At 41.5% G+C, this 10,430-nt stretch carries 13 protein-coding genes; 8 read left to right on the plus strand and 5 right to left on the minus strand.

From position 1 onward, the window contains the following. Nucleotides 1–379: 379 nt before the first annotated feature. Nucleotides 380–703, plus strand: a complete 324-nt coding sequence (locus tag ACTHRG_RS07875; RefSeq protein ID WP_076258772.1) for a YuzD family protein — start codon at nt 380–382, stop codon at nt 701–703. Nucleotides 704–737: 34 nt separating this feature from the next. Here the strand turns inward: ACTHRG_RS07875 and ACTHRG_RS07880 are convergent, their stop codons facing one another. Next, nucleotides 738–1,805, minus strand: a complete 1,068-nt coding sequence (locus ACTHRG_RS07880) for an NAD(P)/FAD-dependent oxidoreductase (RefSeq protein WP_076258770.1) — start codon at nt 1,803–1,805, stop codon at nt 738–740. A gap of 277 nt (nt 1,806–2,082) precedes the next feature. Between ACTHRG_RS07880 and ACTHRG_RS07885 the strand changes: the two genes are divergently transcribed. Further along, a complete protein-coding gene (locus tag ACTHRG_RS07885; protein WP_035331977.1) occupies nt 2,083–2,322 on the plus strand; it encodes a YuzB family protein in 240 nt (79 codons plus the stop codon). 42 nt (nt 2,323–2,364) lie between these two features. On the opposite strand, the gene ACTHRG_RS07890 is transcribed toward ACTHRG_RS07885, so the two are convergent. Then, nucleotides 2,365–3,060, minus strand: coding sequence for a DUF2225 domain-containing protein (locus ACTHRG_RS07890; RefSeq protein WP_440230964.1), 696 nt, complete (start codon nt 3,058–3,060; stop codon nt 2,365–2,367). A gap of 193 nt (nt 3,061–3,253) precedes the next feature. Between ACTHRG_RS07890 and ACTHRG_RS07895 the strand changes: the two genes are divergently transcribed. Then, nucleotides 3,254–3,616 (plus strand): HesB/IscA family protein, encoded by a 363-nt coding sequence (locus ACTHRG_RS07895; protein WP_076258765.1) that lies wholly within the window; start codon nt 3,254–3,256, stop codon nt 3,614–3,616. 56 nt (nt 3,617–3,672) lie between these two features. Here ACTHRG_RS07895 and ACTHRG_RS07900 read toward each other — a convergent pair whose 3' ends face one another. Further along, entirely contained in the window at nt 3,673–4,671 is a 999-nt protein-coding gene (locus ACTHRG_RS07900; RefSeq protein ID WP_440230965.1) for an NAD(P)/FAD-dependent oxidoreductase, read from the minus strand. A gap of 382 nt (nt 4,672–5,053) precedes the next feature. Between ACTHRG_RS07900 and ACTHRG_RS07905 the strand changes: the two genes are divergently transcribed. From ACTHRG_RS07905 to ACTHRG_RS07925, 5 genes are all read left to right on the plus strand, one after another. After that, the gene (locus ACTHRG_RS07905; protein ID WP_076258761.1) at nt 5,054–6,271 is read left to right on the plus strand and encodes an NAD(P)/FAD-dependent oxidoreductase; all 1,218 of its coding nucleotides are present in this window, start codon (nt 5,054–5,056) and stop codon (nt 6,269–6,271) included. A gap of 101 nt (nt 6,272–6,372) precedes the next feature. Next, the gene (locus ACTHRG_RS07910) at nt 6,373–6,864 is read left to right on the plus strand and encodes an NUDIX domain-containing protein (protein WP_440230968.1); all 492 of its coding nucleotides are present in this window, start codon (nt 6,373–6,375) and stop codon (nt 6,862–6,864) included. Between the two features lie 161 nt (nt 6,865–7,025). Next, on the plus strand, nt 7,026–7,151 hold the full coding sequence (locus ACTHRG_RS07915; protein ID WP_159867914.1) for a YuiA family protein: 126 nt from the start codon (nt 7,026–7,028) through the stop codon (nt 7,149–7,151). 399 nt (nt 7,152–7,550) lie between these two features. Beyond that, on the plus strand, nt 7,551–7,874 hold the full coding sequence (locus ACTHRG_RS07920; RefSeq protein WP_440230969.1) for a YuiB family protein: 324 nt from the start codon (nt 7,551–7,553) through the stop codon (nt 7,872–7,874). A gap of 192 nt (nt 7,875–8,066) precedes the next feature. Then, the gene (locus ACTHRG_RS07925; RefSeq protein WP_440230970.1) at nt 8,067–8,780 is read left to right on the plus strand and encodes a 3D domain-containing protein; all 714 of its coding nucleotides are present in this window, start codon (nt 8,067–8,069) and stop codon (nt 8,778–8,780) included. Nucleotides 8,781–8,831: 51 nt separating this feature from the next. Here ACTHRG_RS07925 and ACTHRG_RS07930 read toward each other — a convergent pair whose 3' ends face one another. Beyond that, nucleotides 8,832–9,614 carry a cobalamin-binding protein gene (locus tag ACTHRG_RS07930; RefSeq protein WP_440230971.1) on the minus strand — a complete coding sequence of 261 codons (783 nt, stop codon included), beginning with the start codon at nt 9,612–9,614 and terminating at the stop codon, nt 8,832–8,834. A gap of 14 nt (nt 9,615–9,628) precedes the next feature. Further along, complete coding sequence (locus tag ACTHRG_RS07935; RefSeq protein WP_035331991.1) at nt 9,629–10,105, minus strand: divergent PAP2 family protein; 477 nt, start codon at nt 10,103–10,105, stop codon at nt 9,629–9,631. Between the last annotated feature and the right edge of the window lie 325 nt (nt 10,106–10,430).

Raw genomic sequence — 10,430 nt, forward strand, 5'->3', positions numbered from 1 at the left:
CCCCTTCAAGGTTCAGAGGAATCAAAGGAGGATAAATGGGGGTCAAACTGCCCAATCTAGCTGCGGCTCCTAGGGGCTCGAGGTCATAAGCCAATCAGCTGATGGGAAGAAAATCACTTCCCACCATCTGCTCGTCTTATGCTTGTCACCCCTGGGCAAGTCGCCTCGCTTTATAATGTAAAGGCCCGAAAGAAGGACAAAGACTAAGAACGCCACATCCGGTGGCAACGTCTTTGTGACCCACTTCCTGTGGGCCTCAACTAACAATCAGCGGGGAGAAAAGCCCTCCCCGCTGATAGAAGTTTCACTTTATTAGGCTGATCATTGTTAATGTTGTAAAATGGAGGGAAGAAGAAGTTTTGCATAGGGGGAGAGAAGAGTGAAAAAAGAGATTGAAATCACTGTTTATGGGGCGGAGCAGCTTTGTCCAAGCTGTGTGAACTTGCCGTCATCCAAGGAAACTTATGAATGGCTCGAAGCAGCACTAGCCCGGAAATTTGCCAATCAGCCTTTTAAAATCGTGTACGTTGACATTCATAATCCACCCGAAGAAGAGGACAAAAAAGAGTTCGCACAAAGAGTGATAGAGGAAGATATGTTTTATCCGGTTGTCCTGATTGAGGATGAAATTGTCGGTGAAGGCAATCCGAAATTAAAAACGATCTATGCGGAAATGGAAAAGTACGGATACCAGGCAGTTTAATAAAAAATGAGCATCGATCAGATGCTCATTTTTTTTATCCATTATGATATTTATACATCCATAGTATTCCGGATTTCAGCAGGCGGGCGACGCGGCCTGTGATAGGGCGTTCTGCAACCAGACCGAAACCGTGTTTTTTGCCCAGTGATCCAAGTACTCCTTTAAGCTTGATAACTGGCAATGTTTCAGGAAGCTCCTCGCCTTTCCAGCGTTTCAATAGAATTTGAACGATTTGCTCTGCCTGCCCTTCTGCAAGCTGTGCACTTGGTGCATGCGGAAGGCTTGCACAATCCCCTACCACATAGACATGTTCATTCCCGGGGATATTGTGATGCTTGGTTAAGACTACCCGTCCTTGCGGGTCCTTTTCCACATTCATATCCCGAACCACTTTGGTCGGCTGGATGCCGGCGGTCCATACGATGGCGTCACAGTGGATGGCTTCGTCATGATTATATAGTGTTTTTTCTTCTACTTTTGTGATATTCGATTGGTTAATGATTTCAACATTATGCTCTAAGAACCAATTTTCTACGTACGTGCTTAATCTTTCAGAGAAGGCTGACAGAATATGCTTCCCTCTATCAAATAATTTGACTTTCAAATCCGGACGGCTTTCATTTAATTCTGAAGCCAGTTCCACTCCGCTTAATCCGGCACCGACAATACCAACAACAGAGCCTGGTGATAGATTATTTAAAGCTTGATATGTTCTTCGGGATTTTTCAATTGTCTGGATGCTATATGTGTGAATGTCGGCTCCCGGAACATTATGATACTTATCTTCACATCCAAGCCCAATTATTATATCATCATATGAAACAGGCTCTTCGTCCTGAAGATATACCTTGTTTTCCTCAATGCTGATTTTTGTCACTTCACCGTATTTGATGGTCAATCTTTGGTGTTCAGGGAAGGATACACGCACATGCTGGTCTGAAATGGTACCGGCAGCTAGAGCGTAATATTCAGTCTTTAAACAATGATAAGGCACACGATCTATTAGTGTAATAGAGACATCATCGGGAAGCTGGTTAGGCAAAAGTCGGGCAAGCGCCCTCATACCGCCATAGCCTCCGCCAAGTATCACAAGATTTTTCATAGTATATTTCCCCTTTATGTCCGTACTGATTGCTGTTACCGAACCTAAATAAACGTTTATTGTTATCTTTAAAAAATAAATAAATGATATTATTAACCTCAAACCCATAAAAAGTATAACGAAATTGTGACAAAATCACAACACAAATCAGCAGGAAACTTGACAATAAACGACATGAAGTGGTAATTATGCATACTTAAAAGAATATTAATGAAATCACTTTCTTGCAGAATTCGGGTAAAAAAGGTAGCATTAACAGGGTAGAGAGGTGAAAGATGTGATTAAGCCAATCATCGAATTTTGCATCAGCAATTTGGCCAGCGGCTCTCAAAAAGCGCTTGAACAGCTGGAAAAGGATTATGATCTGGATGTCATCGAATATGGCTGTCTTGGGTATTGCGGCAAATGTGCAAGCACTCTTTTTGCGCTTGTGAACGGAGAAGTGGTAACTGGAGAAACACCAGATGAACTGGTTGAAAATATATATCAATATCTGGATGAAAATCCGATGTTTTAATATAGAAAAGGAGCGATAAAATTTCGCTCCTTTTCTTATTCCTTAATTTGCGGCAGTTTTTTGTTCCTGTCTCATTTCATACCAGCGTTCTCTTGCCATTTCTATTAATTTTGGCTCAGTGGAGCGGCTTTGCAGTTCAATAACTTTTGAAAAATATTTAACAGCCTGTTCCGGCTGATGTGTCCTTCGGGATAACTCCCCGATCAGATAAAAGATTCTCGTTTCTGAAATAGATGATCCTTTAAAATCATCAGACATATAAGACTCCAAGTATTCCTTTAGAGCAAGTTTCAAAAAGCGATGTTCCTGATCAGCATTCTTCATACTCCGGAAAAGCCAGGCAAGTCTGACAAGTAAACCAGCCATAATAATATGCTTCTCCCTTTTTAAAGTTCCGCAATATAAAGCCAGCTTATAGGTGTTTACAGCATCAATGATGGAACGATCCTGGCCATAATCCTGGGGAATCCAGGCATTCATAACTTTAGAATGGATCAAATCAAGGGCTCCCGGCGGGAAATAAGGAGAAAAATCTTCTGATTCTGAGTAGCCGCAATGCGGGCAGGTATGAATATGATATATAAGAGGGTTCATGGTTTCATCAGAATAGTTAGGGCAGAAATCACTGTCATAATCAGCTGCTTTTACAAATCTGGAGCGGAGTTTTTTAGTGGTGAAACTCTGTCTGCAGACTCTGCATTCGCATTTTTTATCATAAGCAGGCGTTAATTGCTGCATAGAATGACACCTCCGGGGATAATGATTAAGACTATTATACCATTATCGCTGTGCTTTATGAGCATAAAGAACTATTATTTCGCCTGTGTCAGAAAAAAATCAGAAAAAGTAAAAGCCTCTTAAGTTGAGCACATACCTTTTACTGTATATACTATGTTTATAGAAGTATCCTTACATGACAGGAGGGAATAACATGGAAAAAGTTGTGGATATAACTGAAGCAGCAGCTTTGCATATAAAAGAAATGATGAAACAAAATGAGGAAGAAGATGCATTCTTGCGTGTAGCCGTCAAAGGAGGCGGATGCAGCGGGCTTTCCTATGGAATGGGGTTTGCACACGAACCCGAGGAAGGTGATATCCAATCCGAGCACTATGGAATTCAGGTTCTTGTCAGCAAGGAAGATGCACCTATCTTAAATGGCACAAAAATTGATTATAAACAATCCATGATGGGCGGCGGATTCACAATCGACAATCCCAATGCCATTGCAAACTGCGGCTGCGGATCCTCTTTCCGTACCGCTGCAAATACAGGTACACCGGAAGAGTGCTAAAATAACATAGCTCATCAAAAAAGGACGGTCCCGAACGGGGCCGTCCTTTTCTTATCTTATTTGCCAAACATGGAAGAACTGTGCATTGGCTGTACTTTCGCTTTTGGATCAATGTAGGATTTTGCGTGATTGACGGCAGTTGGCGCTTCACCGAAACCGCAGGCAATAAGCTTGACCTTCCCATCGTATGTGCAGATATCGCCGGCCGCATAAATGCCTTCGATATTTGTTTCCATTCTGGAGTTAACAACGATGGAGTTCTTTTCGATATCAAGACCCCATTCCTTAATTGGGCCAAGTGAGGAAACGAATCCGTAGTTAACGATCACAGCATCAACATCAAAAACCTCTTTTTCCTTTGAAGTCACACCTTCAAGTACGACTTGGCTGATTCCTTCGCTGTCACCAATAAGCTCAGCAGGAACATAAGGTGTTTTAATTTCAACTTTAGAGTTCTGTAAATTTTCTACACTGTGCTCATGTGCGCGGAATTTATCGCGGCGATGAACAATCGTCACTTTCTCAGCGATAGGCTCAAGCATTAATGCCCAGTCCACTGCTGAATCCCCTCCACCGAAAACAACTACTTTTTTGCCGGCGAATGTATTTAAATCATCAATAAAGTAATGAAGGTTTTTACCTTCGTATTGAACTGCACTCTCAAGTTCAAGACGGCGGGGCTGGAAAGCGCCATTGCCGGCAGTGATAATAATAGTTTTTGAATAATGTACTTCTTTATTGGTTGTAAGCTTGAATGTTCCATCAGCTTGCTTCTCTAACTTTTCGACCGATTGCTCAAGTGATACAGTAGGCTCGAATTTAGCCATTTGTTCCTTAAGGTTATCAATCAGTTCCTGGGCGCGGACTTTCGGGAAGCCGGCAACATCGTATATGTATTTTTCAGGATAAAGAGCAGATAACTGTCCCCCAAGCTGCGGCAAGCTTTCAATAATTTTTACTGATGCTTGTCTCATACCCCCGTAGAAAGCAGTGAATAAACCAGTTGGCCCCCCGCCAATGATGGTTATGTCATACACTTTTTGATCTTCTGTCATGCATATCCCCCCACGTATGTATTGAAATTCCACTCTTTATTTTAACATAAATCGTTTAAAACCTCACGAATGGAGGTAAATATTATGAATAATTGGAAGATTTCAAGTAGAATACATGAAATAAAAACACGTATATTTTTTAAATTTTTCCTAAAATTTTTAAGTTTTTCGTCTTTTTTTTTAGGGTTGAAAAACTATATGAAGTAGAATAAGATTAATGGAGGAATAATGTTAATATTTTATGACAATTTTTTCGAGTTTTTTTGAACTAGTTCGTGAATAAAATCACAAAGTTTTTTTATGTTTTTGGCTATAAAAAATATAAAGCAGTGGAAGATAAGAAAACATTAGAAAATACTTAAAAAAGGTGGAAGTGATACACTTGAGAAAGCCAAAGATTGTAATCCTCGGTGGAGGCTACGGTGGTTTGATGGTTGCAACCCGTTTGCAGAAATCTGTAGGAACAAACGAAGCGGAAATCGTTTTAGTGAACAAGAATGACTACCATTATGAAACAACATGGCTGCACGAGGCATCAGCCGGAACACTTCATCATGATCGTGTACGCTATGATATAAAAGATGTTATTGATCGCAACAAAGTTGAATTCGTTCAGGGCACTGCACTTGAAATTAAAGCAGAAGAAAAGAAAGTCATTTTGGAAAACGGCGAAATTGACTATGATTATCTGGTTGTTTCACTTGGAGCCGAGCCGGAGACATTCGGTATCAAAGGACTTAAGGAACATGCATTTTCGATTGTCAATGTCAATGCTGCACGTCAAATCCGCGAGCACATCGAATATCAATTTGCTACTTATAATACAGAAGCCGAGAAAAAAGATGAGCGCCTGACAATTGTTGTCGGCGGCGCAGGCTTCACTGGCATTGAATTCCTTGGAGAGTTGGCAAACCGTGTTCCTGAGCTTTGCAAAGAATACGATGTGGACTACCATAAAGTGAAAATCATTTGTGTGGAAGCTGCTCCAATGGTTCTTCCGGGCTTTGATCCGGAACTTGTTAATTACGCTGTATCCCACTTGGAGAAAAAAGGCGTACAATTCATGATCGGAACAGCTATTAAAGAAGCTACTCCTGAAGGGATCATCGTTGGCAAGGGCGAAGATGAAGTAGAAGAAATCAAAGCTGCAACAGTTGTCTGGGCTGCAGGTGTACGCGGAAATTCTATTATTGAAAAATCCGGCATTGAAGCAATGCGCGGCCGTGTAAAAGTTCAGCCTGATTTGCGCGCTCCTGGCCATGATAATTTGTTTATCATCGGAGACTGCTCATTAATCATCAATGAAGAAATTAACCGTCCATACCCTCCTACTGCACAAATTGCTATGCAGCAGGGTGAAGTATGTGCAAGAAACATCACAGCTTTAATCCGTAATAAAACTGATCTTGAAACGTTTACACCGGATATTAAAGGTACTGTATGTTCACTGGGCGAACATGATGCCATCGGTGTGGCATTCGGCAAGAAAATGGTTGGTACTAAGGCTTCATTTATGAAGAAGATGATCGATAACCGTGCTCTTTACATGGTTGGCGGACCGTCTCTTGTATTGAAAAAGGGTAAATTCAACGTTCTTTAATCAATCAGCTATCATTTATAGATGGGGATGGACTCTAAAGTCTGTCCCTTTTTTTAATGGTGATTTCTTCGTGATAGAATGACGTAAAAGGGGGTTTTTGGATGGGAGTCGAACATAAAAGAGGAAAAGTGTGGCTAGCTGTTTCCGGGCTTGTTATTTCTCCTGAAGGAAATTGGCTTGTTGTTAAAAAGAAATACGGGGGCCTTAAAGGCAAATGGTCTCTGCCCGCAGGGTTTGTGGAACCAGGCGAAACCGCTGATGAAGCTGCAGTCCGGGAAGTAGAAGAGGAAACCGGAATAAAATGTACAGTGAAAGGTCTGCTTGGATTGCGTACAGGTGTCATAAAAGGAGAAGTCAGTGATAATATGATTTTGTTTTTGCTTGAAGCTGAGCCTGAACAATCATTAAAAGTTCAGGAAAGTGAACTTTTCGATGTGCAGTATCGCAATCCGAAAGAACTTGCAAATGACCCGAATGCATCAGTTCTTTTAAAATACATATTGGATACTTCGGATTCGTCCATCAAACCTTTAATTAACGGCATTAATCCCGGGGATACTTTCGGCTATACAGCTTATAAGTTATTTTTATAATTTTCTGAAATTTAAAGGAAGAACGAGAAATCAGAAGTAAATAATGCTTGTATGCGTTTCCAACGATAGTTTTTCATGAAATATGGAGCTTTTCATTTATTCAAATCCTTGGTATATTATCAGAAAATTCAGTTACGAAAATTCAAAAGGAGATGAATGAAATGACAGCTAAGAAATATGAAAACAAAGAGTGCATGTATTGTTCCGGTAAAGGGTATTTTCAATTACTATTAGGCGGATCTGAAACCTGCAGCTGCTGCGGAGGAACAGGAAAGAAAAAGGAATAAAGTGAAACTTCAATCAGTGGGGGGCTTTATCCCCCACTGATTGTTAGTTGAGGCCACAGGACAAGGAAGGCTTCGTCAGCATGAGCATCACACGACCAAATGCGACAGCTTTTGGGAGGAAGTGGGTCACAAAGACGTTGCCACAGGACAAGGAAAGCTACGGCAGCGATACATCGCACGACCGAAAGCGGCAGCTTTTGGGAGGATGTGGCGTTCTTAGTCATTGTCCTTCTTTCGGGTCTTACTGCCCGTTAGACAGCGATAAACTTTATAACTTCGCGGACTGCGAAGTTTTTCTTTTCATTAGCGGGTGTACTGACACGCCCGCTTTTCTTGTTGACTCCCCAATCCACATTAAAGTAAACTAATTATTGATGTGTTAAGGGAGGAAACAAGTTCATGCAAATGACGATTTTCGTTTTGCCTATTTCGATGCTTCTGTTTTTTGTGCTGTTTTTTGGGATAGGTTTTATATTAAATATGCTATTAAGAATGTCTTGGATTATGGCTATTATTTATCCCGTTATTGCCATTTTTATCATTGATAAAGCTCGTTTCATTGAGTATTTTCAAAAACCGGGGGAATCGTTTTCCAGTCTTGGCGTTGAATTGTCCAGTCTCGCTCTGGCTGACATCCTTATACTCAGCAGCGGAATGGCAGGCGCCATTGTTGCCGGTATTACGATTAGACTGCTCCGTAAAAAAGGATATCGGATGTTTTAAATTGATGATGAAATCTCTGCCGGGTGCAGGGATTTTTTATTTTTTTTGATTAGTGTGATCAAATCGGGCAAGCCTATGGCATTACTGGCTTTATCCTGTCTGTAATCGGCTGCTGGAAGACTTGCTTTCCCATAAGTTATGAATATTTCTCTCGAAGAAGGGAAATGACTAACTTTGGGAGGAGTGTAAAAGATGAACATAATTACAAAATGGATGAAACGTACAGTAATGTCTGCCTTATTTATAAGTGCATTATTGACAACTTTTCATTCGATTTCCGGGGTGGAAGCAAGATCAATTGTACAGCTGCAGCAAAATGCTGAACAAGCTGACAAAGATGGAAATTCAAAGTTTGAGCATACATTAAAATCGGTTGGCGTAGCTTTTAAGTTTTTGAAGGAGGCCGTGAGCCTGGAACCGAAGATTTCTGCGAGTGAAGCTGTCGCAATTGAACAGGCGCCAACCCTGGAAGAATCAATTGACTGGTCGCAGTATCAGAAAAAACAAGTAATTGCTACCGGATATACTGCTTTTTACGAGTCGACAGGAAAAAATCCAGATCATCCGTCCTTTGGCATTACATACTCAGGTGTTAAAGTTAAAAGGGACTTATACTCTACAGTCGCAGCAGATTTAAATGTTTTTCCGATTGGGACGATCCTGTTTATTCCTGATTATGGGTATGGTGTTGTAGCCGATAAAGGCGGTGCCATTAAGGGGAATAAATTGGATCTCTATTATGAAACAGTTGATGATGTTTATAATAATTGGGGAAAGAAAACGCTCGATGTTTACATCGTTGAAATGGGCGATGGAACCCTTACGGAAGAAGATTTAAGGTTACTGAATGAAAATGAAGCCATGCAGGTCTTCAGGCAGCAATATATTAAATCTGAGAAAAAATAAACAGAAGACAGGCAAATCCGACATAATGAACGGATTTGCCTTTTTGTATTATCAAACAGAAAATTCCTGCGGATGGATCTTTTCCGCTAATTTTATGGCCCCTTCAATCAGCCGCGGTGAAGGCCTGCAATACAGTTCTTCTTCCAGAACCAGGATTCTGTTCTGTTTTACTGCTTCCATTTCACTCCAGCCGGGACGTTTCAGGACAATCTCCGGATTTACCTTTTCTCTTCTGACACCGACCCAGGCGAGACAGATATAATCCGGCTGCCGATTCAGGACATCCTCCCAATCAGTCTGGACACTTGCAAGCTCAACATCAGCAAATAAATTCCATCCACCGGCTATTTCACTGATTTCCGTCAGCCAATTGACCTTGCCAGGAGTAAACACAGGCTTTGGCCACCATTCCCAATAGAGGCTTGGATTTTTTTTAATCCTGCTTGAGATGCGCTTAAGTTCCTCAATTTTCTCAGTAAACTGTTTAGCCGCCAAAATCCCTCTCTCAGGCCTCCCGATTTTTTCAGCAGCAAAAACCAGGTTATTTGCAATATCTGCGAGGCTTTGGGGATTTAAGACAATATGGGGAATCTGCCTTTTTTCAAGCTCTGCTACATTCTTTTCCATGCCGGGAACACTCAGGGAGGCAAGCACAAGATCCGGTTTCAATTCCTCCACTTTATCCATATTAATAGACAAGTCAGGACCCAGCCGGGGCAGATTGGAAACTTGCTCCGGCCAATCCGAATAATCGTCCACGCCGGCAAGCATATCAGTCAATCCCAAGTATTCCACTAATTCCGTATTGCTTGGGCATAAGGAAAGGATTTTCATTCACATCACAACCTTTAGGAAAATAAATAATGAAGCCCTAAAGTTAATAAGATTCCAGTCAGGCCGCCAAAGAGTACTTCTATTGGCTTATGGCCCAGCAGCTCCTTCAACTCTTTCTGTTTTTCCTGTCCAGCTTTTTTCTGCCATGTCTTTGCTTCTTCAACGAATTTATTGAAGTCGGCAACAAGCTGGTTTAATACAATCGCCTGTTCCCCTGCCTGACGCCGCACTCCCGTAGCATCAAACATAGTGATAATGGCAAAAACGGCAGAAACAGCGAAAACAGCAGAGTCCATTCCGGTCTCAAGTGCCACCCCGGTTGAAAGGGCTGTTACTGCAGCAGAGTGTGAGCTTGGCATTCCGCCTGTACTGGTTAAAAGGGACCAATCCACTCTTCGGGTGGCAATAAATTGAATGGGCACTTTTACAAATTGGGCAAAGAAGATGGCTGCCAAAGCAGACCATAGAGGGAAATTTGTCAATAATTCCATGTGAGACCACCTTTTGGTTGTATGTTACTCCATCTTTGAATTCTTTTCTGCTTTCTGAAATTGAATCGTGTTCGGACTCAGAGTTTTTTTTGCACTTTTTGTGTCCGAAGTTGACGGGTTCGGACTCTGACCAGCTCAATTCAGCACTTTGTGTCCGAAGTTGAGCCATGTTCGGACTCTGACCAGCTCAATTCAGCACTTTGTGTCCGAAGTTGAACCATGTTCGGACTCTGACCAGCTCAATTCAGGATTAAGTCCATATAATTGTGTAAAAAGAAAGAGTCATTTTATTCACTCTTGGCAACACTGTTTTCTACCACAGAAA

This window comes from Cytobacillus sp. SAFR-174 (assembly GCF_051964675.1).
Lineage (GTDB): Bacteria > Bacillota > Bacilli > Bacillales > Cytobacillaceae > Cytobacillus.